Genomic DNA, 22499 nt, shown 5'->3' with positions numbered 1-22499 from the left:
GAACGGCCTCTTTTTTTTGATTCGATTCGCCCTTTTCCGCGCCCTGATTCGGCGCACAATGGCGATTCACCGTTTGGAAAACGGCCGGACCTCGCCTACATGGCAGCCTTCGAACAGGATGATCCCCGATGAGCGAACCTGACCGCGCGGCCGACCGCTACGACACGCTTGGACGAGCGGTGCCGCGCCGCGAGCCGGTGTTCAACCTGCCGGGCATCGTGCTGCTTCTTCTGGCATTGTGCATCGGCATCCATCTGGTGCGGACCTACATGCTGTCGCCGGATCAGGATTTCGAACTCATCATCCGCACCGCTTTCGTGCCGATCCGCTACTCCGGCGAATATGTGCTGGATGTCTACGCCTTCACCAGCCCCTTCACCTACGCCTTGCTGCACGGCAGCTTCGCGCATCTTGCCGTGAACATGGTGTGGATGGCCGCGTTCGGCTCGCCGCTTGCCAATCGCCTCGGCGCTCTGCGCTTCGCGGTTTTCTTTGCGGTCACCGGCCTGGCGGCGGCATTGTTCTTCTACCTTATCCATCCGCTCGGGCAGGCGCCGCTGGTCGGTGCGTCCGGTTCCATCTCCGGCATGATGGGGGCGGCGGCGCGTTTCGCCTTCCGCATCGACCGCTCGGACGGGAAGGGCGCCTTTGCCGGCGATCCCCTGCCCATGCGCGAGATCGTGCGCTCGCGCGCGGTCATCACCTTCCTGGCCGTGTGGATGGTGATCAACCTTGTCACCGGCCTTGTCGGCATCGTGCCGGGCGAGGAAGCCCAGATCGCCTGGGAGGCCCATATCGGAGGCTTCCTCGCCGGCTTCTTCGGCCTGCGTCTGTTCGAGGCCGGCATGGCGCGCCGCCCCTGAATCTGCGGCGCCGCGGCGCTTGAAAAGCCGACAGCTAGAGCGCACCATGGCTCTGCGAACGTGATGGCCGGTACGAGGCCGGCCAAACGCAGAGGAGGACGCAATGACGGTTAAGGCCATTCTCGCGGAAAAGGGCTATGGCGTTTTCACGCTCGGCCCCAACGAGAAACTTGGCGAGGCGATCCGCCTGCTTGCCGAACATCGGGTGGGCGCACTGGTGGTGACCAATACCGAGGGCAAGATCGTCGGCATCATTTCCGAGCGCGACATCGTGCGCGTGATGGCCTCGCATGGCGCGGCGGCCCTCGACATGGCGGTTCGCGATTCGATGACGCCCAAGGTCAAGATCTGCAACGAGAACCATACGGTCAACGAGATCATGGAGATCATGACGGCCGGGCGCTTCCGCCATCTGCCGGTGGAGAAGGACGGCAAGCTGCACGGCATCATCTCGATCGGCGACGTGGTGAAGCGCCGGATCGAGGATGTCGAACGCGAGGCCGAGCAGATCAAGGCCTATATCGCAACCGCCTGAAGGAAAGCCGCTCCGCCGGTCGGCATGGGCGGAGCGGCTGCATTTCACCTGTTGTCCGGCCGGGACCGCACCAGTTCGAGCCCCCGCCGCGTGATGCGATAGGGGCCGCCATTGGCGGAGGCTATGGCCTTCTTGCGTTTGAGGCTGCGGAACAGTTCAAGCGTAAAGTCCGGGTAGACCCACCCGTCGCGGGTGAGACACCACAGGTCCTCGATCCGTTTGTTCTCGTCTTTTTCGAGTTCGATACGCCCGCCTTGCGCGAGCAGGTGCAGGATGCGCTGTTCGTTGCGCGGTATGTTCATCTTTCAATTCCGGGAAAACCTGGCCTTTCGGCCAACACAAAAATCGCGGCCGCAAGCTATGCGGCGCGAGGCTCTTCGTGGTTTTCGCGCCCTGCCTTCGGTTGGAAGGTCAGGGCTTCACCGGGACTGAGAAGACGTAGACATCAAGGCTCCTGCGGATGGCGCACATATAGCCAAAGCGGATGAAAACCGCCAGAGCCGGCTTTATGCCGGCTTTGCGCTTGTTTGGACGTCCGGTTTGGACTAGCGAAGCGATACGCTCTATACCGGCCGGATACGCAGACGTATTCCGGTCCATCCGAAAAGACGACAGGCCGCACATGACCATCGTAGATACCCGCACGCCCGACCCCAAGCGCCTCATTTCCGGCGCGACCGGAGACTGGGAGATCGTCATAGGCATGGAAGTCCATGCCCAGGTGACCTCGCAGTCGAAGCTGTTTTCGGGGGCCTCGACGGCCTTCGGCGCGGCGCCCAACGCAAATGTGTCGCTGGTCGATGCGGCCATGCCCGGCATGCTGCCGGTCATCAACGAGGAGTGCGTGAAGCAGGCGATCCGCACCGGTCTCGGCCTGAAGGCCCAGATCAACCTGAAGTCGGTGTTCGACCGCAAGAACTATTTCTATCCGGACCTTCCGCAGGGCTATCAGATCTCGCAGTTCAAGCAGCCCATCGTGGGCGAGGGCAAGATCATCGTCTCGGTCGGTCCCGACAAAAAGGGCGAGTTCGAGGACATCGAGATCGGCATCGAGCGCCTGCATCTGGAGCAGGACGCCGGCAAGTCCATGCACGACCAGCATCCGACCATGTCCTATGTCGACCTCAACCGCTCCGGCGTGGCGCTGATGGAGATCGTGTCCAAGCCGGACATGCGCTCGTCGGACGAGGCGAAGGCCTATCTCACCAAGCTGCGCACCATCGTGCGCTATCTCGGCACCTGCGACGGCAACATGGACGAGGGCTCCATGCGCGCCGACGTCAACGTGTCGGTGCGCCGGCCAGGCGAGGGCTTCGGCACGCGCTGCGAGATCAAGAACGTCAACTCCATCCGCTTCGTCGGCCAGGCCATCGAATATGAGGCGCGCCGCCAGATCGCCATTCTGGAGGACGGCGGCAGCATCGATCAGGAAACCCGCCTGTTCGACGCCAACAAGGGCGAGACGCGCTCCATGCGCTCCAAGGAAGAGGCGCATGACTATCGCTACTTCCCCGACCCGGACCTTTTGCCGCTTGAGTTCGACCAGGCCTATGTCGATGCGCTGGCCGCCGACCTGACCGAGCTGCCGGACGACAAGAAGACGCGGTTCGTGGAAAAGCTCGGCCTGTCGGCCTACGACGCCTCCATCCTGGTTTCGGAAAAGGCGATTGCCGACTATTTCGAGCAGGTGACGGCGGGCCGCGACGGCAAGCTGGCCGCCAACTGGGTTATCAACGACTTGCTGGGAGCCTTGAACAAAGCCGGCAAGGACATTGAAGAGACTCCGGTTTCGCCCGATCAGCTCGGCGCCATCCTCGACCTCATCAAGGAAGGCACCATCTCCGGCAAGCTCGCCAAGGACCTGTTCGAGATCGTCTGGAACGAGGGCGGCGATCCGCGCGAGATCGTGGAAAAGCGCGGCATGAAGCAGGTCACCGACACCGGTGCCATCGAGAAGGCGGTGGACGAGGTGATCGCCGCCAACCCGGACAAGGTCGAGCAGGCCCGGGCCAAGCCCACGCTGGCCGGCTGGTTCGTCGGGCAGGTGATGAAGGCGACCGGCGGCAAGGCCAACCCGCAGGCGGTCAACGATCTGGTCAAGGCCAAGCTGGGCATCGAATAGCATGTTCGTGCGCACGGCCGGCGAGCATGACCTTGAAGCGATCAAGGCCCTGCTCGCCGCGACCTGGCACGCGACCTACGATGCGATCTACGGCCCGCGACGGGTGGACGAGATCACCGCCGAATGGCATTCCATGGCCTCGCTCCGGGCGCGGCTGACGCATCCGCATTCGGAATTTCTCGTTGCCGACGACGGCAAGGCGATTGCCGGCATGGCCTTCGCCGCCGCCACCGATGACGGCAAGGTGGTGTGGCTGCGCCAGCTCTATGTGCTGCCGGAAAGGCAGGGCGCGGGCATCGGCACCATGCTGCTGGACGAGGTGGAACAGTGCTTTCCCGAGGCCCGCATGCTCAAGCTCGAGATCGAGCAGGAAAACGCCCCGGCAACAGGCTTCTATCGGGCAAGGGGTTTTGCCGTCGCCGATACCCCGGCGGTGCAGGACGAGGTTTCCATTGTGGTGATGGAAAAGCCGCTCTCCTGAACGCCTGCCGGCCGATCACGTCCGTGCCGCGATCTCCACATTGTCGATGAGGCGGGTGGTGCCGAGCCACGCGGCCGCCAGCAACCGCCCTTCGGTCTCCTCGCGCCATGGCGCGAGCGTTCCGCTTTCGCGCGCCGCCACATAGTCGACGCTCCTGAAGCCAGCTTGCAGCAGCGCCTCGCGTGCCTTGGCTGTCTCCGTTTCGGGGTCGGCCCCGCCGGCGATGGCGGCGGATGCGTTGCGCAGCACCTTGTTCAACTGCCTTGCCACCGCGAGCCCGGTCTCGTCCAGATAGGCATTGCGCGACGACATGGCGAGGCCATGCCCATCGCGCACGGTTGGCGCGCCGACGATCTCGACCGGAATATCGAGGTCGCGGCACAGTTGCCGCACCACGCAAAGCTGCTGGTAGTCCTTTTCGCCGAACACGGCGCAATCGGGCGCGGCTTGCAGAAACAGCTTGGTGACGACGGTGGCCACGCCTTCGAAGAAATGCGGGCGAAAGTCGGTTTCCAGCCCCGCGGACGGACCGCCGACGACCACCTTGGTGGCAAAGCCTTTCGGATAGACCTCCTCCGGCGCGGGCGTGAAGGCGAGTTGCACGCCGACTTCCGCCAGGCGTTCCAGATCGCGCTCCAACTGGCGCGGGTATTTGTCGAGGTCTTCGGTCGGCGCGAATTGCGTCGGGTTCACGAATATGGAGACGATGCAGCGGTCGGCGCGCGACAGCGCCTCGCGCATCAGCGAAAGATGGCCTTCGTGAAGCGCGCCCATGGTCGGAACCATGGCGATGCCGAGGCCCTGCCGGCGCCAGTCCTTCACCTGGGCACGCAGGTCGGCGACGGTGCGGGAAATATGCGGTCCGCCCATGTCAGCCCTTTTCGTCCTGCTTGCTGAACACATGGTCCGGCGTCGGAAAGGCGCGGGCGCGAACCTCTGCGGCGTAGCTCATCGCCGCCTTGGCGACCTCGTTGCGCAGGTCGGCGTATTCCTTGACGAATTTCGGCACGCGGTCGACGGTGAGCCCGACCGCGTCATCGATGACCAGCACCTGCCCGTCGCAGGCCGCACTTGCCCCGATGCCGATGGTCGGGATCGACAGGATGCGGGTAATTTCGGCGGCGACCGGCTCCATGGTGCCCTCGATCACCACCGAAAAAGCGCCGGCCTGCTCCACCGCGCGGGCATCCTCCAGCAGCTTGGCGACACTTTCGTCGGTCTTGCCCTTGATCTTGTAGCCGCCTTCCTTCTCCACCGACTGCGGCTGGAGGCCGATATGGGCCATCACCGGAATGCCGGCTTCGACGATCGCCGCGATGCGGTCGGCCATGTCGGTGCCGCCTTCCAGCTTGACCGCGTGGCAGCCGGTTTCCTCGAACAGCCGCCGGGCCGAGGCCAGCGCCTGCCGGGGCGAATCCTCGTAGCTGCCGGCCGGCATGTCGACCACCACGCAGGCATTGCGCGCCCCGCGCATGACGGCCTTTCCGTGCAGGATCATCATCTCCATGGTCGCGCCGAGCGTGGTGTCATGCCCGTGCAGCACCATGGCGACGCTGTCGCCGACCAGCAGCAGGTCGACATGCGGTTCGAGCAGCCTGGCGATGGGATAGGTGTAGGCGGTGAGGCACACGACCGGCTCGCCGCCCTTGCGGGCACGGATGGCTTCGGTTCTGGCGTGAGATTCGGCCGACAAGACAGGTGCCATTCTCTCCCTCCGGTATTTTGCCGCATGGCCCCGATCGGCAGGCAGCATTAGAAATATGACAGCGGCTTGGCAAGGCGCATTGTGCACTGCACTAGCAAAAGGCTTGCCCAAAACGCTTGTCATTGCCATATGGCGGGGTCATAAGCAGCGGGCAGGCGGTTTTTGCCCGGCGAGGATTGGATGAAGAAGTTTCTCCTGCAGGTTTTCACCTGGTGGAACGGCCAGAACCTGAACACGCGTTTCTACACCTGGCGTGCGGGCACGCGGGTCGGCGAGGACGAGTTCGGCAACGTCTATTACGAGGGCGGCGTCGATTCCGAAGGCCGTACGCGCCGCTGGGTGATCTATAACGGCTATTCGGAAGCCTCGGCCATTCCGCCGGGCTGGAATGGCTGGATCCACCATCGCGTCGACGTGCCGCCGACCAGGGAAGACTACAAGCCGCGCGAATGGCAGAAGCCGTACCAGCCGAATCTCACCGGCACACCGACCGCCTATCGCCCCAAGGGGTCGATCCTGGGCACCGGCCATCGCCCGCAGGTGACCGGCGACTACGACGCCTGGACGCCGGGTTCCTGAACGAATCCGGCTTCCTGAGGCATTTCTTGCCACATTTGGCGTTTAGCTGGTTGCCTCATCCGCAACGCCCGCTAGCCTTTCGAATCATTGCTGGCGCAACAATCGGTGTTTCTGCATGAGGGTAATCGGCCGTAACTGGACCTGCGCGGCGGCCGCTCTGGCCGTGATCGGTGGGCTTTCCGGCGCGTCCTATGCGCAGGACAAGGCCGCCGGCGAGCGCGTCTCCAACGCCGTGGCCGAGTTCGCCGGGCTCGACAAGATCACCGGCCGCATCATCTCCTTCGACGTCTATATCGATGAGACCGTCCAGTTCGGCGCCCTGCAGGTGACGCCGCGCGTCTGCTATGCGCGTCCCGGCGCGGAGGCGCCGAAGACCGATTCCTTCGTCGAGGTCGACGAGATCACGCTGGACCGCAAGATCAGGCGCATCTTCACCGGCTGGATGTTCGCCGAAAGCCCCGGCCTCAATGCCGTCGAGCATGCCGTCTATGACGTGTGGCTGAAGGGCTGCAAGCAGAAGTCGGACGTGCCCGCGCCCGATTCGGCCAAGACGAACTGAAACAGCCGCCGCCTTCCCTCAGATCAGCAGCAGCCCCTTCATCGAGGCGTAGCCCTTCTTGCCGATGATGATGTGGTCGTGGACGATGATGCCGAGCCGCTTGCCGGTCTCCACGATCTCCTTCGTCATGTCGATATCGGCCCGCGAGGGCGTCGGATCGCCCGAGGGATGGTTGTGCACGAGCACGATGGCGGTGGCCGACAGTTCCAGCGCCCGCTTCACCACTTCGCGCGGATAGACCGGCGTGTGGTCGACGGTGCCGGTCTGCTGCACCTCGTCGGCGATGAGGCCGTTTTTCTTGTCGAGGAACAGGATGCGGAACTGTTCGCGCTGCTCGAAGGCCATCGCCGCCTTGCAATAGTCGAGCACCTGCGTCCACGAGGTCAGCACCTCGCGTTCCTTGATCTCGCCCAGCACCATGCGCTGTGCGGCGGCGGCAATCACTTTCAGGTCGAGCGCCACGGCCGGGCCGATGCCCTTGACCTCCTGCAACAGGTTCGTCGGCGCACCCAGCACCTCGGCCAGCGTGCCGAAGCGGGCAAGCAGCGCCTTGGCGACAGGCTTGGTGTCGGCGCGCGGGATGAGGCGGAACAGAAGCAGTTCCAGCAGTTCATAGTCGGGCAGGGCGCCATGGCCGGCGGACTGGAAACGCTCGCGCAACCGGTCGCGATGGCCGAGGTAGTGCGGCTTTTCCACCGCCACACTTTCCTTGCGGGGTGGCGGCATGGGTTGCTCGGCCAGATACCCGCGCAATTCGTCGCTGTTCTTGCTCATACGCCCGCCAAGCCCCCCAACGCATCGCGCATGCCGGCAATGCTGCCGATACTATCGATGTTAGGCTGGCAGGCCCGGCCGGTCGAGCCCCCTGGGTGACAGGGTGAACACCTCGCAGCCGTTCTCGGTCACGCCGACGGTGTGCTCGTACTGGGCTGAAAGGGAGCGGTCGCGGGTGACCGCGGTCCAGCCGTCGGACAGCACCTTCACATGCGGCCGGCCGAGATTGATCATCGGCTCGATGGTGAAGATCATGCCGGGGCGCATCTCCACGCCGTCGCTGACATTGCCGTAGTGCAGGATGTTCGGCGCGTCGTGGAACAGCCGCCCGACGCCGTGGCCGCAGAAATCGCGCACCACGGAGCAGCGCTCGCCCTCGGCGTAGCTCTGGATCGCGGCGCCGATGGCGCCGGTGCGCACGCCGGGCTTCACGGCCGCGATGCCGCGCAGCAGGCACTCATAGGTCACTTCGAGCAGCCGTTCCGCCGCGCGCTTGATGTTGCCCACGGGGTACATGCGGCTGGCGTCGCCATGCCAGCCGTCGACGATGTAGGTAACGTCGATATTGACGATGTCGCCGTCGCGCAGCGGCTTGTCGTCCGGGATGCCGTGGCAGACGACATGGTTGATGGACGTGCAGGTCGACTTGGTGTAGCCGCGATAGTTGAGGGTCGCGGGCAGCGCGCCGTTATCCATGCCGAACTCGAACACGAAGCGGTCGATCGTGTTGGTCGTCACGCCGGGCTGGACGATGTCGGCCAGCGCATCGAGGCACTGGGCCGTCAGATTGCAGGCCTTGCGCATGCCGGCAAAGCCTTCCTCGTTGTAAAGACGGATCTGGCCGGTATTGCGCAGCGGTGCAGTGTCTGCGTCGAGATAGGTTGTCATGGCTTTGGCGACTGGTTTGGGGCGACTGGTTTTGGGGCGACTGGGTTCGGACGATTGGCTTCGAGATTGGTTGACCATCATGTGGCACCGATTTCACTTGGCTTCAACCCGTGCGCGGAAATCGGGCCGCTTTGCGGAACCTCCCGGCGGCGAATCGCATTGGTGACACAATCGAAGTGCAAGGCAGGGCAATTGCGGCGGCCCGTGGGCCGGCCATTGGCACGAAGACCGTTCCGCAGTCGCCCTATTCCGATGAGGCATGCAATGGACAGGCTGCAATTCGCGGTACCGGTGCGCATTTCGCCGTCGGCTGGTGCTCCGGTCGAGGAAATCTACGGCATCGAGCAGGCGCTGGACTTTCTTCAGAACTGGCCGGTGGGCCGGCAGGGGCCGCTTTTCCAGGCGGCGTTCGACGCCTGCTTCGGCGCCAGCGTCGATGTCGTGCCGACCGAGGAGGCGTGCCGGGCCTTGACGGCGTTCTGCCGGGTCAGCGGCCTTCTCGCCCGGGATGCGGCCATGCCGGGAACGAGCGCGGCCGAGGCTTTGCCGCGCTTCAACTGAGCGGGAAAAGCCCGCGCGGAAAGCATCCGTCCGAGGTTCGGCTGAACGCATAAAAATTTAATAAAAACAGATATTTATTTGAATACAATCTCGCTGTTCATATTAATCTTCCAGCGATAGGAATCGAAAACAACCTGCTGTCGGGGCGCATACCGGAAGCAGCAAGATGTCGATTCGCGAGAAACGATTCAGTATCGTCATTGACCCCACCAACCTGTGGACCGTGTGGGATGGCGAAGACGAAACGCCGGCCGTGTTCGGCGACAGGGTGCTGTGCAGCCTTTCGGAAAGCGAGGCGCGCTCGGCCAGCGACGTGCTGAACGCCATCGACGAAAGGCGGCGCTGGCGTCGCCCGCCACCGCCGCCCGAGGGGATACGCATGGAAAATCTGCTCGATCCCGAAGTGATCGCCAAGTTCAAGGCCACCGGCCCCGGCTGGCAGTCTCGCATCAACCAGGTGCTGCGCGCCGCCAAGCTCTGATCATTCGGGATTCGGCAGGGCCGGGGAACCGTCGCCTCGTCAGGTGCGAATGCCGCCGGACGAGGAACTCGCGGTATGCACCCATGGCATGACCGTGCTGATATCCTCCAGGATACGGCAGGACTTGGCGAATCCGACGAAGGCGCTGCGCGCCGCGCTGAGCGGATAGTCGGTCTCGAATGCCTTCTGGCAGGCCCTCAGGGCCGTGGCATGGATCGGTCCGCGCCTGTTCCTGGGCCAGTCGTACAGGAATTCGAGCGCATCCTCGAGGCATGCGATTTCCTGCACGAGGCGGTCGCCATTCTTCACGAAAACGGGACTGTCGAACGTCCTTGTGCTCATCAGGTCCTCCTGAATCCAAAGAGCTTTCGGTTGAAGAAAAAGGCAGGCACCAAGCAGCACCCGCCTACAACAGATATGTTAACCCTATGTGACGCTTTCAAGATTGGCGGGTGTTTCGATCCTGAAGACAAAGAAACGCATCGCGTTCACCAACTGTAAACCATGACAGTTCAAGCATGCCGCCATGGCTGACTTGATTCCTTTCCCGCTTCATTCCCGCACCCGGCTCATCCGTTCCATGGTGGACGACCTCAAGGTCGTGCACGGCCCGGCTGCAAATCTGTTCTGGCGCGAGCGCATCGCCGGCATCGTTGCCGAACTGCGGCGATCCGGGCTGGGCGACGATGCGATCCGCACCGAGATCCTCGGCCTTCAGGATGCCGTCCAGGCCGAGCTTCAGGGCAGCTACATGTGCCAGCGAGACGGCACCGCTTGAAGCCGCGAAGGGCCTCGAGCATTTGCAGCCAGACGGAATCGTCTGGCGTTGCACAAATGCGGCCAAGGAAACCAAGTTGGAGCAGCCGGCCGCGTTCGTTAGAATGCTTGTGCCCTAGCGGCGGGTCGAGCCCGTCATGAAGGGGTCTATGCCATGCGGAACGGTTTTCGCAGGCTCCCGGGCCGAGAGAATGGCCAGCGCCAGCAGGCCGACGAAGGCGGGGGCGAAAAGCACACCCACGCGCGCAAGGCAGATAAGCGTTTCCCAGCGGCGGGGAACCTGTTTTTCGTCACTCTGGCTCATGCTTCCCGATATGGGACAGGAGAGTCAAAGTTCGGTTAATCCGGGGCTGTCGCCGGGCTTCTTGCACAAGTTCCACAAAGTGGCCGGCCGCTCCCGTCGGGCTGCGGGCGCGGTCAGGCCTTCCTGACGAACTCGGTCTTCAGCACCAGGCCCTTGACCTGTCTGGTGTTGGCCTCGATCTCCCCGGCGTTGCCGTTCAGGCGGATGTTCTTCACCAAAGTGCCGCGCTTGATCGTCTCCGAAGTGCCCTTGACCTTGAGGTCCTTGATCAGGGTCACGCTGTCGCCTTCGTTGAGCTGATTGCCGTTGCTGTCGCGAACCACGGTGTCGGTCATGCCTGTTCCTTCTGCAATATCCATGGCAGCCGGGGATGCCCGGCGCGAGGGGAAAATGTCGGGATGGCTCAGAAGTCGTCTTCGCCGACGATGCCGCCTTCGCTTTCCAGCGTGGCGATCCGCCGGACCTCGGACGAATTGAATTTCAGGCGCACGCCCGCGCCGCCGCCGTTTTCGGGAATGAAGCGGATGCCCAGCTTCTCCAGCGCGCTTCTGACCGCCCGCACATTGTTGGGAAGGCCGCTGGCCGGCCCTTCGCTGGATTCCATGCGCCGCAGCGTGGTGACGGAAATGCTGGCCAGCTTCGCGAGCTTCTCCTGCCCCACGCCTGCCAGAACCCTGCCGGCTGCGATCTGCCGACCGCTGACCTGATCCGCTCCGCTCAATTCTGCAACCCGTCTTTCGGAACCCGCCGGTGCCACCATAGCACGGGTGCCTGCCGGATCAATCGATGCGCTTTGGGGAAGGGGTATGAAAGGGCGGCGCTCCCGAAGGAGCATTGCCTGATACCGCCCCCGCAAGCTCGCCCGAAGGTTCGCCGCTCCCCACTAAATCGCATCGCCGGTGCCGGGGTGCCAATGACGAATTGCAAAAGCGTGTTACGCAGGCCAATTGTCGGGCACGCAGCGATGCTGATGCCGGACTTCAGGAATTGTGTAGAACTGCCTGAAAATGCTGGTACGCCCAAGGGGAATCGAACCCCTGTTTCCGCCGTGAAAGGGCGGCGTCCTGACCGCTAGACGATGGGCGCGCTCAGATGAGGGCGGTATATAGTTGGGTTGTGCGAAACGGGCAACCCATCAACCTGCCTTGCGACAACTTTTTTCTCGAAATGATTTCGAGGGGGACCGGATCGGTCAATTCGGCCCCGGAAACCGCGGAACAGGGGCCTATTTGCGCCGGCGGCAGCGCCAGTTCCAGTCCCGCTCGGGGCCGACATCCACATGCACTGAATCGGTGTGACAATAGGTGCCGACGCCGCCGCGGCCCGGCATGGAGCGCAGATAGTTGGCCAGTTCCCACTTGCTGACGCCCGGCATCTGGATATCGGCGGCCGCGCAATACATGTGCAGCGAGTTCTTGGCGCCGCGCGCACGCTTGTTGCGGTTCGGGTCGCGATAGCCGGAGGTGACGACCAGCTTCTTGCCGTAATGGTTCTCGATGGTCTTGAGCACCCGCACCAGCGAGGGCTTGAGACAGGCCACGTCCACGCTTTCGGTCTGCTTCAGGAGGCCGTTGGGGGCGAGGCGCGCGAGGCCGGCGGCCGATGCGACCTGATAGGAGCCGAAGCCTTCGTCCTCGTTGAGGTCGATGTCGCTGTCGTCGTCGACACCGGATTTGCGCTTGATCTCGAACAGGGCGTTCTGGCGGACGCCGGGAAGCGAATCTTCCGAAAACTTGCTGCGGTCGACATTCGCCGAGGCGATGATCGGCTTTGCCGGCTCTGCCGAGGCGAGCGTCACCACCGGCTTGGCGGCGGGCTTGGCCTGCTGCGCGGTCGGCTTTGCCTTCGCGGCCGGCGCGGCTGAGGCCGAAGAGGCTCCGAAGAACGAGGCCAGGAAGCCCTTCTTCTTGGGCGCTTCCGCCTGGGGTGCGGGATCGGTCGCGGTCACGAAGAATTCCGCCGGCTGCTGCTTGTCCGCCTGTGCGGAAGCCGTCTGCACGGCCGGCGCCTCAGGCTTGGTTTCCGGAGCACGGGCGGCCGCCTGCTGGCTTTCGTCCGCGGGGGCCGGTTGCCCCAGCGCCGTGGCCTGTGCCTGCAGCGTGTTCTGGGCCTCTTCATCCACCGCCGCGAGCGCGGTGAGGGAAGCGCCGGGCTTGGCGGCCGGCATGAAGGCCACCTGATCGGGCAATTCGGTGTCGCCCTCCGCGCTCATGAGCTGCTGAGGCTCGGTGGAAACCGCAGCATCCGAATCGGCGGCGAAGGACGGCGTCGAGGTCGAGGCAGACGAAAGCTCAGCGGCATTGTAGCCGGGCATGCCGACGGAGAGTGCCGGGTCGCCGGTCGAGGAGCAGGAAGCAAGGAGGACGGACAGGAGGGCAGCCGTTATGAGACGGCATTCACCTTTTGCGAGGCGCGATCCTGCTGATTTCAAAACAAAACTCCCTTGCTTTCCGTCCGATATCGCATCGACGCAGGCGTTGTGGCGTCAGCGTCGACTTGATCGTGTCCCCCGGTTCGCAAACGGGACCTGTGTCAAATCGGCAACCTTGCTGAGAATTCAGCGACTATCGACAGAATAAGATTACCAGAGAGTTGACGGAGCCATTTCACCCGCTTCGCGCCGGTCGTCAACTCACCAGACATTACAGAATGTTACACACGCACCCGTACGTATGTACCCGGCGCCTCACCCAGAGGCTGAATCTGCTCTCCCGGAACGCGGGCGGCAACGCGCTTGCCGTCCTGTCTTTCGATCCATTTTTGCCAGTGCGGCCACCAAGAGCCCGGCGTTTCCTTGGCCTTGGCGAACCAGGCGTCGAATTCGCCTTGCGGCTTGCCCCCGGTCCAGTACTGGTACTTGTTGAGATGCGGCGGGTTGATCACGCCGGCGATATGGCCGGACCCGGCCATCACATATTCCACGTCGCTGCCGAAGAACCTGCAGCCCAGGAATACCGAGCGCGCCGGGGCGATGTGGTCTTCCTTGGCGGCCAGATTGTAGATGGGAATGGTGATGTCGGAGAGCGAGATTGTCCGCCCCGAAAGCTCCATGCGTCCGGCCGAGAGCGTGTTCTCCAGATAGCAGTTGCGCAGATAGAAGGAGTGGTTGGCCGCCGTCATGCGCGTGGAGTCGGCGTTCCAGTAGAGCAGGTCGAAGGGCAGGGGATCCTTGCCGCGCATATAGTTGTTGACGACATAGGGCCAGATGAGGTCGCTGGAGCGCAGCATGTTGAAGGCCGTCGCCATGCGCGTGCCGTCCAGATAGCCCTTTTCCCGCATGGCGCGCTCCAGCGCGCTGACCTGGTCCTCGTCGACGAACACCTTGAGGTCGCCCGCATAGGTGAAGTCGACCTGCGTGGTGAAGAAGGTGACCGAGCGCACGCGATCGTCGCCCTCCTGCGCCAGCAGCGCGAGCGCGGCCGCCAGCAGCGTGCCGCCCACGCAATAGCCGATGGCATTGACCTCGCGCTCCCCCGTCGCCTTCTCGACCGTGTCGAGCCCGTATTGCAGGCCCTCGCGGATATAGGCTTCCCAGCTCTTGGCGCCGTGGCGCTCGTCGGGGTTCACCCAGGAGATGACGAACACGGTGTGACCCTGCTCGATCGCCCAGCGGATGAAGGATTTCTCCGGGTTGAGGTCGAGGATGTAGAACTTGTTGATCCATGGCGGGCAGATCAGCAGGGGCCGCTTCAGCACTTTCTCCGTCGTGGGCGAATACTGGATGATCTCGGCCACGTCGCTGCGGCCCACCACCTTGCCGGGGGTCACGGCGATGTTCTCGCCGATCGAGAAGCGGGTATAGTCGGACTGCCGGAGCTTCAGCTCGCCCTTGCCGGCGGCGATGTCCTCGGCCAGCATCTTCATGCCCCGCACCAGGTTTTCGCCGTGGGAGGCCATGGTTTCGCGGAACAGCTCGGGATTGGTGAACAGGAAATTCGACGGCGACATCGCCGCCGACACCTGCTTCACGTAGAAATTGGCCTTCTGCCTCGTGTGCTCGTCCAGCCCCTCGGTCTGCTCCACCAGGTCCGAGGCCCATTTCGAGGTCACCAGATAGGTCTGCTTGAGGAAGTCGAAGAAGGCGTTGCGGCCCCACTCGGGATCCTGGAAGCGCTTGTCGCCGCGCTCGGGCTTCACGGCATCTTCAACCGGCGCGGCGTCGGGTGCCGTGTTTAGACGCTGGATGGCTCGGGTCCACACATTCATATAGGCGGCGAACAGCCGCGTTTGCGCTTCCAGCGCCCGTTGCGGCTCGGACAGCCAGTATTCGGCGAGCCGCGAGAAGGTCTTCACCATGTCGGCCATCGGCTCGGCGATATGATCGCGCAACTCGCCTTTTTCGCGCGGCTCCACCCAGGCGGATGCGGCCTTGCCGGCCTGCTCGATCATGCGGGCCAGATTTATGGCGAAAAGCTCCGGGTCCTTCACCAGATATTGGTCGATGGAGGAGTGGGCGTCACTTTCGCCTTTGCCTTGGCCCGCTTTTTCGGACATGGTCGCGCAATTCCTCCCTGGCCCTTACGGTTGACATGCTATCATGAGTGAGCGGATAGGGTCCAACACGGTCTATTCCGGATTTCACGGATTCAAGATGACAACTGGTATCGAAAAAGCGGCGGATTTGAGCGCAAAATTCTCCTTCACGATGGCCGCCGCCGCGATGCTGCTGGCGCTTTCGGCCTGCGCCGGCGGGCCGGCCGTCGACAGCCAGTCGTCCGCGTCTTCCGTCGCCGCCGGCAATGTGGTCGGTCCGCGCGATACCGGGACCTTCCCCAACCTCAATATCAAGCCGGGACAGGCGGCGCCGCAATTCACCGATAGCGAGGCGAAAGCCAAGCTCGCGGCGCTCGAGGCCGACCGCAGGACAGCCCAGAATCCGGGACGCACGGCGGGTGCTCGAAACGACAGCGCGGCCCTGCGCAAGCTTGGCGCCACCCACGCCAAGGACGCTCTCAGGGAGATCGAAGGCAAGTGCGATCCCGCCCTCGACCCGACCTGCAAATAGGGTTATACCGCGCCACCTGAATTTTACGGTTTGCGATCGCTGGAATTGCCATGGAAGAGTTTCACAAGGTTCGCCGCCTTCCGCCTTACGTGTTCGAGCAGGTCAACCGTCTGAAGGCCGCCGCCCGGGCGCGTGGCGCCGACATCGTCGACCTTGGCATGGGCAATCCGGACCTGCCGACGCCGAAGGCGATCGTCGACAAGCTGTGCGAAGTGGTGCGCGACCCGCGCACCCATCGCTATTCCTCCTCGCGCGGCATTCCCGGCCTGCGCCGGGCACAGGCCAATTATTATGCGCGCCGCTTCGGCGTGAAGCTCGATCCCGACACCCAGGTGGTCGCCACGCTCGGCTCCAAGGAAGGCTTCGCCAACATGGCGCAGGCCATCACCGCGCCCGGCGACGTGGTGCTGTGCCCGGATCCGACCTATCCGATTCACGCCTTCGGCTTCATCATGTCCGGCGGCGTCATCCGCTCCATGCAGGTGGAGCCCGATGACGGTTTCATCCCGGCGCTGGAGCGGGGCGTGCGCCACTCGATCCCCAAGCCGCTGGCGCTGATCCTCAACTATCCGTCGAACCCGACGGCGCTGGTCGCCTCGCTCGACTTCTACAAGGACGTGGTCGCCTTCGCGAAGAAGAACGACATCATCATCCTTTCCGACCTCGCCTATTCGGAGATCTATTTCGACGGCAACCCGCCGCCTTCGGTGCTGGAAGTGCCGGGCGCGATGGATTGCGCGGTCGAGTTCACCTCCATGTCGAAGACCTTCTCCATGCCCGGCTGGCGCATGGGCTTCGCGGTCGGCAACGAGAGGCTGATCGCGGCGCTGACGCGGGTGAAGTCCTATCTCGACTATGGTGCCTTCACCCCGATCCAGGTCGCGGCGACGGCGGCGCTGAACGGCGATGGCGCCGACATCGCCGAAGTGCGCGAGGTCTACCGCAAGCGCCGCGACGTGATGGTGGATTCCTTCACCCGCGCCGGCTGGACCGTGCCGGCCCCGGCGGCCACCATGTTCGCCTGGGCGCCGATCCCGGAGCAGTTCCGCCATCTCGGCTCGCTGGAATTTTCCAAGCTGCTGATCGAGCATGCCGACGTGGCCGTCGCGCCCGGCGTCGGCTTCGGCGAGCATGGCGACGACTATGTGCGCATCGCGCTGGTCGAGAACGAGCATCGCATCCGCCAGGCGGCGCGCAACATCAAGCGCTTCCTCTCCACGGATGCGGCGCAACTCCACAATGTGGTTCCGCTTTCGGCCAACCGCTGACAGCCCCGCCGCATTTTACATTTTTTGAAGAAGGGACTGAGCCTCTCATGGCTGAAGCATTGCGCGTTGGAATAGCCGGCCTTGGCACCGTGGGTGCCTCGGTCGCACGGGTTCTGGCGGAAAAGGCCGCCGAACTCACCCGCCAGTGCGGCCGTGAAATTACCGTGACCGCCGTTTCGGCGCGCGATGCGACCCGCGACCGGGGCATCGATCTTTCCGCCGCCAAATGGTTCGACGATCCGGTGGAACTGGCGCGCAGCGCCGACATCGACGTGTTCGTCGAGCTGATCGGCGGCGAGGATGGCCCGGCCCGGGCCAGCGTGATCGCCGCGCTGGAAGCCGGCCGCCATGTGGTCACCGCCAACAAGGCGCTGCTTTCCCGCCATGGCGTGGCGCTGGCGGAGATCGCGGAAGAGAAGGGCATCCTGCTCAACTACGAGGCGGCGGTGGCCGGCGGCATCCCGGTCATCAAGACCATGCGCGAGGCTATGGCCGGCAATACGATCAGCCGCGTGTTCGGCATCCTCAACGGCACCTGCAACTACATCCTCACCCGCATGGAGGCCGAGGGCCTGTCCTTCGAGGACTGCCTGAAGGATGCGCAGCGGCTGGGCTATGCCGAGGCCGACCCGACCTTCGACATCGAAGGCAACGATACGGCGCACAAGCTCTCCATCCTTACCAGCCTTGCCTTCGGCAGCCGCATCGCTCCCGACGACATCTATCTGGAAGGCATATCGAACATCACCCAGGCCGACATCCGCGCCGCCAGCGAGCTGGGCTACCGCATCAAGCTGCTGGGCGTCGCCTTGCGCACCGAAAGCGGCATCGAGCAGCGCGTGCACCCGACGATGGTGCCGACGGCTTCCGTCATCGCGCAGGTGCATGGCGTGACGAACGCGGTTGCCATCGAGACCGACATTCTGGGTGAATTGCTGCTGTCCGGCCCCGGGGCCGGCGGCAACGCGACGGCCTCCGCGGTTGTCGGCGACATCGCCGATATCGCCAAGAGCCGCCCCGGTTTCCAGCACGGGCCGGTCTTCGGTCGGCCGGCGAAGGAATTGCAGCCCTACAAGAAGGCGCGCATGCGCTCCCACGCCGGCGGCTACTTCATCCGCCTCACGGTCCACGACCGCGTTGGCGTGTTCGCCGCCGTCGCCAGGCGCATGGCCGAGAGCGAGATTTCGCTGGAATCCATCGTCCAGCACGCCAATGGCGCCAACCCTGAAACCCAGAAGACCGTGATCCTCGTGACCCACGAGACCTCGGAAGCGGCGGTCCGCAAGGCGGTCGAAGGCATCACGCAGGATGGCCATCTGGTCGACAAGCCGCAGGTCATCCGGATCGAACGAGCCGAATAGGGCAATTCCGGCACATGTGCGGCGCGGTTGCGTCCGGAATTGCGTCAAAATGGATAGTTAGAGTGTCTTCGCGATTCGAAGAAAAGCGGAAATACTCTGATCTACTTTCAATCGATTGATATTGTTGATTTTTTGTCGAGGGCCGCGGCGGGGCTTGCCGTTGCCATGCGCCTTTGACAAAAGAGGATGACGCTCCGGGATGGAGCACGGCAAAAGGGATTGAGCAAGATCATGAATGCGGCAGACAAGATCAGCGCGGGCCTCGACCGGGTTCTGACCATGGAACTGGTGCGCGTTACCGAGCGCGCGGCGGTGGCAGCCGCCCGCCTGCGTGGACGCGGTGACGAGAAGGCCGCCGATCAGGTCGCCGTCGATGCCATGCGCACCGAACTGAACCGCCTCGCCATCAAGGGCACGGTGGTGATCGGTGAGGGCGAGCGCGACGAGGCGCCGATGCTGTACATCGGCGAGGAGGTCGGCACCGGCAAGGGGCCGGCGGTGGACATCGCGCTTGATCCGCTGGAAGGCACCACCATCTGCGCCAAGAACCTGCCCAATGCGCTGGCCGTGGTGGCGCTGGCCGAGAAGGGCAGCCTGCTCAACGCGCCGGACGTCTACATGGACAAAATCGCCATCGGTCCCGGCTATGCCGCCGACGTCATCGACATCGATGCGCCGCCGGCCGAGAATATCGCCCGCCTTGCCAAGGCCAAGGGTGTGCCGGTCGGCGAGGTGACCGCCTGTATCCTCGACCGCCCGCGCCATGCCAGGCTGATCGAGGCCGTGCGCGGCACGGGCGCCGCCATCCGCCTCATCGGCGACGGCGACGTGGCCGGCGTCATCCACACCACCGATCCGGAGGAAACCGGCATCGACATCTATATGGGCATCGGCGGCGCGCCCGAGGGCGTGCTGGCGGCGGCGGCACTGCGCTGCACCGGCGGCCAGATGCAGGGTCGCCTCATCCTCGATACGCCGGAGAAGATCGAGCGCGCGGCGCGCATGGGTGTCAGCGATCCGAACAAGGCCTATCGCGCAGACGAGATGGCGCGCGGCGACGTGCTGTTCGCCGCCACCGGCGTCACCGACGGCAACATGCTGTCGGGCGTGAAGTTCGGCCGCAACTTCATCACCACGCATACCATCGTGCTGCGTTCGTCCTCGCGTACCGTGCGCGAGATCAAGGCGCGCCATCAGGACCTGGACAAGTTCTGAGCCCGGTGCTGAAGCTGTCGGCCTATGGTTTCGTGACCCGCAAGGGGTGCGAGCGATAATGGCCGACAAGCGTCTCTTCCTCGATGTCCGGCGCTCGGCGACTGGCATCTTCTGGGAGCACAGGCTCACCGATCGCCAGGACATGATTGCGCTGGCGATCGCGCAGGGCCACGGCGTGCCCGATATCGTGGCGCGCGTGCTGGCCGGGCGCGGCGTGCAGACGGCGGATGCGGCGCGCTTTCTCGATCCCACCATCCGCGACCTGCTGCCCGACCCGGCTTCGCTGACCGACATGGAGCGGGCGGCGAGCCGCATGGCCGACGCCGTCACGCGCAAGGAGAAGGTGGCGATCTTCGGCGACTACGATGTCGACGGCGCCGCTTCCTCGGCCCTGCTCAAGCGCTTCCTCGCCCATTTCGGGGTCGAGTCCGAAATCTACATTCCCGACCGCATTTTTGAAGGCTACGGCCCCAACCCCGACGCCATGCGGGAACTGGTGTCGCGCGGTGCCTCGCTGATCGTGACGGTGGACTGCGGCACCAATTCCGCCTCATCCATCGAGGCGGCGAGGGAGGCGGGCGCGGAGGTGGTGGTGCTCGACCATCATCAGGTGGGCGGAGCGCTGCCGCCGGACACGGCGGTCGTCAACCCGAACCGCGAGGACGACCTGTCGGGACAGGGGCATCTGTGTGCCGCCGGCGTTGTGTTCCTGACGCTGGTGCAGACCGCGAAACTGTTGCGCGCCCGCATGCCGGGAAGCAGCCAGCCGGACCTGCTCGGCTTGCTCGATCTGGTGGCGCTGGCCACGGTCTGCGATGTGGTGCCGCTCGTCGGCGTCAACCGCGCCTTCGTGGTGAAGGGATTGCAGGTCATGCGCCGGCAGTCGAATGCCGGGCTCGCCGCGCTGGCGCAGGCCGCGCGCATCGGCGAGCCGATCAACGCCTTCCATCTCGCCTTCCTCATCGGCCCACGCATCAATGCCGGCGGGCGCATCGGCGATGCCGCGCTGGGCAGCCGGTTGCTGGCGACCGACGATCCGGTCGAGGCGCAGGCGATCGCCGAGACGCTCGATCGCCTCAACCAGGAACGGCAGGCCATGGAAACCGTGATGCTGGCCGAGGCGCGCGCCGAGGCCGACGCCGAGCTTGCCGGCGGCAACGGGCCGGCGGTGCTGGTCACCGCCAATCCGGCCTGGCATCCGGGCATTGTCGGCCTTCTCGCCTCGCGGCTGAAGGACCATGCGCGGCGGCCGGCCTTCGCCATTGCCTTCAACGCGAACGGCATCGGCAGCGGTTCCGGGCGTTCCGTTCCGGGTTTCGATCTCGGCCGCATGGTGCGCGAGGCGGTGGAGGCAGGTTTGCTGGTCAAGGGCGGCGGCCACGCCATGGCGGCCGGCATCACCGTGGAACAGGGGAAGCTCGGCGCGCTGCGGGCCTTCTTCGAGGAGCGCGCGGCCGCCGATGTGTTCCGTCTGCAGGATCAGGAAAGCCTGCTCATCGACGGCGCGCTCGCAGCTGAGGGCGTGTCGCTGCAACTGCTGGATACGCTTGAGAAGGCCGGGCCCTACGGAACCGGCCATGTCGCGCCGGTCTTCGCCCTGCCGCGCCATCGCCTGGTCGATGCGCGTCTGGTCGGGGCCAATCACATCAGGGCCGAACTGCGCTCGGAAAGTGGCGGCCGCATCCAGGGCATCGCCTTCCGGGCGGCCGACACCGCGCTCGGCGACTTCCTGTTCAAGAGCCGTGGCGCGACGATCCACGCGGCCGGTTCGCTGTCATCGAATTATTGGAACGGCAATCGCAGCGCCCAGTTCAGGATCGTGGACGCCGCTCCGGCCTAGCCTTTAAGAAGTTCGCTCATCTTCAGGATGAGATCGGCCTGCCTGCCGACCGAAAGCTTGTTGAAGATTATCTTCAGCCGCGACCGCGCCGTCTCGTAGGTGATCCGTTCCGTTTCCGCCGCGGATCGCAGTTTGTTTCCTTCCCAGATCAGCAAGGCAAGCCGGACTTCCGCTTTCGTCAGTCCGTAATCGCGGGTCAAGATGTCTTCTATCGACGGCCTCTGTATCGGGTTGACCTCGATCGAGAGAAGGACGTCGCCCCGGGAGGCCATGTCGCGGGCGATGGTTCGAAGCGGGACGATCCTGACCGTAGCCGTGTCTGCCGGGTTCGCCGGATTGGCAACGGTCAGACTCATATTGATCTGCTCACCCACGGCGGCCATGGCAACCAGAAAGCCGAACCCGTCGGTATCTCCGCAAAGAGGCGCAAGACGTCCGTTCCTGCTGCCGAAGAAGCGGCCGACCATGGCATTGAAACTGGCCGAGTAGTGGCAAGGCCGCGCATGGCCGTCGAGCCAGGCCCAGGCGGTTTTCTCGGTGCTCAGCGAATCCACCAGGCCGGTCGTCACCGCCTTTTGCGCGCGAATGGCATAGCTGAGGGCCGTGTTCGTCATTTCGATGAAGCGCGCAACGTCATCGAGTTCGGCTCCCAGAAAGGCTCCGCGGCGTTTGCTCCGCTCCATGCTGAGAACGAGGAACGAATCTCTGTCGATGGGAATGAACGAACCGGCGTAGTGAACGCAGTCGAACCTGATTGCGAATTCCTGCTCGAACGGCTCGCGCGCGATCTCATCCGGCGAAAAAAGGCGCCAGTCGGTCAGTATGCCGACCTGGCCGGATCGCGCGTGATGCAGGCCGCGAAGCATGCGTGGGTTGCGCTCGTGCCAGTTGTCGGCCACGACCTTTTCCAGGATTTCCCTGCTTCCGGAGGACGTATAGGGCTGTGTGTTGTCGGGGCTGACCAGATAGGCGAACACATGGTCGGCGCGGAAGCTGGATGCGACAGATCGCAAGGCCTGCGACCATTGTCCCGGAGCCTGCACCGCCTCAAGCAGCGACCCGAGAGCCTCCTGGTGATCTGCCCCCATCGTTTTCCCCTGAACGATGATTCCGCGCCGCCTACCGTTACACGCTTCTTGCGGATTTTGAAGATGCTACCGCCTTCTCCGCAGCCGTGCGCG

General features: G+C 64.2%; 25 protein-coding genes, 1 tRNA gene and 1 pseudogene. 14 read left to right on the top strand and 13 right to left on the bottom strand.

What is annotated here, in order from left to right:
• The first annotated feature begins 128 nt into the window (after window positions 1–128).
• Together ABID37_RS03230 and ABID37_RS03225 are read left to right on the top strand one after the other, a co-directional pair.
• Window positions 129–863 carry a rhomboid family intramembrane serine protease gene (locus tag ABID37_RS03230; RefSeq protein WP_354192612.1) on the top strand — a complete coding sequence of 245 codons (735 nt, stop codon included), beginning with the start codon at window positions 129–131 and terminating at the stop codon, window positions 861–863.
• Window positions 864–966: 103 nt separating this feature from the next.
• Window positions 967–1398, top strand: a complete 432-nt coding sequence (locus ABID37_RS03225; RefSeq protein WP_354192611.1) for a CBS domain-containing protein — start codon at window positions 967–969, stop codon at window positions 1396–1398.
• A 44-nt stretch (window positions 1399–1442) separates the two neighbouring features.
• On the opposite strand, the gene ABID37_RS03220 is transcribed toward ABID37_RS03225, so the two are convergent.
• The gene (locus tag ABID37_RS03220) at window positions 1443–1700 is read right to left on the bottom strand and encodes a YjhX family toxin (RefSeq protein WP_354192610.1); all 258 of its coding nucleotides are present in this window, start codon (window positions 1698–1700) and stop codon (window positions 1443–1445) included.
• A gap of 320 nt (window positions 1701–2020) precedes the next feature.
• On the opposite strand from ABID37_RS03220, the gene gatB reads away from it, so the two are divergent.
• Both gatB and ABID37_RS03210 read left to right on the top strand, forming a co-directional pair.
• A complete protein-coding gene (gene gatB, locus ABID37_RS03215; RefSeq protein ID WP_354192609.1) occupies window positions 2021–3520 on the top strand; it encodes an Asp-tRNA(Asn)/Glu-tRNA(Gln) amidotransferase subunit GatB in 1500 nt (499 codons plus the stop codon).
• A gap of 1 nt (window position 3521) precedes the next feature.
• Window positions 3522–4001 (top strand): GNAT family N-acetyltransferase, encoded by a 480-nt coding sequence (locus ABID37_RS03210; protein WP_354192608.1) that lies wholly within the window; start codon window positions 3522–3524, stop codon window positions 3999–4001.
• 15 nt (window positions 4002–4016) lie between these two features.
• Here ABID37_RS03210 and panC read toward each other — a convergent pair whose 3' ends face one another.
• Window positions 4017–4871: a pantoate--beta-alanine ligase gene (gene panC / locus ABID37_RS03205; RefSeq protein ID WP_354192607.1), complete on the bottom strand. Its 855-nt coding sequence runs from the start codon at window positions 4869–4871 to the stop codon at window positions 4017–4019.
• A gap of 1 nt (window position 4872) precedes the next feature.
• Window positions 4873–5706, bottom strand: coding sequence for a 3-methyl-2-oxobutanoate hydroxymethyltransferase (gene panB / locus ABID37_RS03200; RefSeq protein WP_354192605.1), 834 nt, complete (start codon window positions 5704–5706; stop codon window positions 4873–4875).
• 180 nt (window positions 5707–5886) lie between these two features.
• Between panB and ABID37_RS03195 the strand changes: the two genes are divergently transcribed.
• Entirely contained in the window at window positions 5887–6285 is a 399-nt protein-coding gene (locus tag ABID37_RS03195; protein WP_354192603.1) for an NADH:ubiquinone oxidoreductase subunit NDUFA12, read from the top strand.
• 115 nt (window positions 6286–6400) lie between these two features.
• Window positions 6401–6844, top strand: a complete 444-nt coding sequence (locus tag ABID37_RS03190; protein ID WP_354192602.1) for a DUF2155 domain-containing protein — start codon at window positions 6401–6403, stop codon at window positions 6842–6844.
• Between the two features lie 18 nt (window positions 6845–6862).
• Here ABID37_RS03190 and radC read toward each other — a convergent pair whose 3' ends face one another.
• Together radC and map are read right to left on the bottom strand one after the other, a co-directional pair.
• Window positions 6863–7618: a RadC family protein gene (gene radC, locus ABID37_RS03185; RefSeq protein ID WP_354192601.1), complete on the bottom strand. Its 756-nt coding sequence runs from the start codon at window positions 7616–7618 to the stop codon at window positions 6863–6865.
• A gap of 60 nt (window positions 7619–7678) precedes the next feature.
• Complete coding sequence (map, locus tag ABID37_RS03180) at window positions 7679–8506, bottom strand: type I methionyl aminopeptidase (protein WP_354192600.1); 828 nt, start codon at window positions 8504–8506, stop codon at window positions 7679–7681.
• Window positions 8507–8797: 291 nt separating this feature from the next.
• On the opposite strand from map, the gene ABID37_RS03175 reads away from it, so the two are divergent.
• Together ABID37_RS03175 and ABID37_RS03170 are read left to right on the top strand one after the other, a co-directional pair.
• Window positions 8798–9067, top strand: coding sequence for a DUF982 domain-containing protein (locus tag ABID37_RS03175; protein WP_435521526.1), 270 nt, complete (start codon window positions 8798–8800; stop codon window positions 9065–9067).
• A 166-nt stretch (window positions 9068–9233) separates the two neighbouring features.
• Window positions 9234–9548: a BrnA antitoxin family protein gene (locus ABID37_RS03170; protein WP_354192598.1), complete on the top strand. Its 315-nt coding sequence runs from the start codon at window positions 9234–9236 to the stop codon at window positions 9546–9548.
• 39 nt (window positions 9549–9587) lie between these two features.
• Here ABID37_RS03170 and ABID37_RS03165 read toward each other — a convergent pair whose 3' ends face one another.
• Window positions 9588–9890 carry a DUF982 domain-containing protein gene (locus tag ABID37_RS03165; protein ID WP_354192597.1) on the bottom strand — a complete coding sequence of 101 codons (303 nt, stop codon included), beginning with the start codon at window positions 9888–9890 and terminating at the stop codon, window positions 9588–9590.
• Window positions 9891–10074: 184 nt separating this feature from the next.
• Here ABID37_RS03165 and ABID37_RS03160 point away from each other — a divergent pair, with 184 nt between their 5' ends.
• Entirely contained in the window at window positions 10075–10326 is a 252-nt protein-coding gene (locus ABID37_RS03160; RefSeq protein ID WP_354192596.1) for a DUF6074 family protein, read from the top strand.
• 114 nt (window positions 10327–10440) lie between these two features.
• Here the strand turns inward: ABID37_RS03160 and ABID37_RS03155 are convergent, their stop codons facing one another.
• The 6 genes and pseudogenes from ABID37_RS03155 to ABID37_RS03130 all read right to left on the bottom strand — a co-directional run bounded on the left by ABID37_RS03155 (window position 10441) and on the right by ABID37_RS03130 (window position 15123).
• Window positions 10441–10629 (bottom strand): hypothetical protein, encoded by a 189-nt coding sequence (locus tag ABID37_RS03155; RefSeq protein ID WP_354192595.1) that lies wholly within the window; start codon window positions 10627–10629, stop codon window positions 10441–10443.
• A 113-nt stretch (window positions 10630–10742) separates the two neighbouring features.
• The gene (locus ABID37_RS03150; RefSeq protein ID WP_354192594.1) at window positions 10743–10964 is read right to left on the bottom strand and encodes an alkylphosphonate utilization protein; all 222 of its coding nucleotides are present in this window, start codon (window positions 10962–10964) and stop codon (window positions 10743–10745) included.
• 143 nt (window positions 10965–11107) lie between these two features.
• A pseudogene (locus ABID37_RS03145) lies at window positions 11108–11350 on the bottom strand (helix-turn-helix domain-containing protein); the annotation flags it as partial.
• 290 nt (window positions 11351–11640) lie between these two features.
• Window positions 11641–11715 (bottom strand) — tRNA-Glu (locus ABID37_RS03140).
• 139 nt (window positions 11716–11854) lie between these two features.
• Window positions 11855–13060, bottom strand: a complete 1206-nt coding sequence (locus ABID37_RS03135) for a YcbK family protein (RefSeq protein ID WP_354192592.1) — start codon at window positions 13058–13060, stop codon at window positions 11855–11857.
• 221 nt (window positions 13061–13281) lie between these two features.
• On the bottom strand, window positions 13282–15123 hold the full coding sequence (locus ABID37_RS03130) for a PHA/PHB synthase family protein (protein ID WP_354192591.1): 1842 nt from the start codon (window positions 15121–15123) through the stop codon (window positions 13282–13284).
• A 97-nt stretch (window positions 15124–15220) separates the two neighbouring features.
• Here ABID37_RS03130 and ABID37_RS03125 point away from each other — a divergent pair, with 97 nt between their 5' ends.
• From ABID37_RS03125 to recJ, 5 genes are all read left to right on the top strand, one after another.
• Window positions 15221–15634, top strand: coding sequence for a hypothetical protein (locus tag ABID37_RS03125; RefSeq protein ID WP_354192590.1), 414 nt, complete (start codon window positions 15221–15223; stop codon window positions 15632–15634).
• 50 nt (window positions 15635–15684) lie between these two features.
• Complete coding sequence (locus tag ABID37_RS03120) at window positions 15685–16902, top strand: LL-diaminopimelate aminotransferase (RefSeq protein WP_354192589.1); 1218 nt, start codon at window positions 15685–15687, stop codon at window positions 16900–16902.
• Window positions 16903–16949: 47 nt separating this feature from the next.
• Entirely contained in the window at window positions 16950–18263 is a 1314-nt protein-coding gene (locus ABID37_RS03115; RefSeq protein WP_354192588.1) for a homoserine dehydrogenase, read from the top strand.
• A 231-nt stretch (window positions 18264–18494) separates the two neighbouring features.
• Window positions 18495–19478 (top strand): class II fructose-bisphosphatase, encoded by a 984-nt coding sequence (glpX, locus tag ABID37_RS03110; RefSeq protein WP_354193039.1) that lies wholly within the window; start codon window positions 18495–18497, stop codon window positions 19476–19478.
• Between the two features lie 58 nt (window positions 19479–19536).
• Complete coding sequence (gene recJ, locus ABID37_RS03105) at window positions 19537–21318, top strand: single-stranded-DNA-specific exonuclease RecJ (RefSeq protein ID WP_354192587.1); 1782 nt, start codon at window positions 19537–19539, stop codon at window positions 21316–21318.
• Here the strand turns inward: recJ and ABID37_RS03100 are convergent.
• Window positions 21315–22217, bottom strand: a complete 903-nt coding sequence (locus tag ABID37_RS03100; RefSeq protein WP_354192586.1) for a helix-turn-helix transcriptional regulator — start codon at window positions 22215–22217, stop codon at window positions 21315–21317. The genes recJ and ABID37_RS03100 overlap by 4 nt on opposite strands.
• Window positions 22218–22499: the final 282 nt, after the last annotated feature.

The organism is Aquamicrobium terrae, from assembly GCF_040545735.1.
GTDB lineage: Bacteria > Pseudomonadota > Alphaproteobacteria > Rhizobiales > Rhizobiaceae > Mesorhizobium > Mesorhizobium terrae_A.
Note: the sequence above shows the minus strand (reverse complement) of the source record. Positions and strands in the feature narration are given on the sequence as shown.